This is a genomic window from Phosphitispora fastidiosa, assembly GCF_019008365.1.
In the GTDB taxonomy this organism is placed as follows: Bacteria; Bacillota; Thermincolia; order Thermincolales; family UBA2595; genus Phosphitispora; species Phosphitispora fastidiosa.
On the sequence record NZ_JAHHUL010000202.1, the window covers coordinates 1 to 243 of the forward strand.

1 protein-coding gene is annotated in these 243 nt (G+C 58.0%); it reads left to right on the plus strand.

Annotation, left to right across the window (positions count from 1 at the left end; all coding sequences use genetic code 11):
• Positions 1–243: hypothetical protein (locus Ga0451573_RS19505; protein ID WP_231685871.1), on the plus strand; the 243-nt coding region annotated here is incomplete at both ends.

Sequence of the window (243 nt, forward strand, 5' to 3'; positions counted from 1 at the left end):
GTCCGCGGCCAGCATCCTGCTGGCGGTTGGAACTATGTCATCGACACCAAGGGCGAAGAGTCGCTGAAGCAGTGGTACGCAACCATCGCCGCCAACGCCTGGCGTCTGGAGGAATATCACCACTATTACGGCAACGCCACATTCGATGACGCCGGCACATCTGAGGCCTCGCAACTGCTGCTGCGGGTCTATCTAGAGAAAAAAGACCGCAAATATCTGGCGCCGCTGAACAAGGCGATCAGC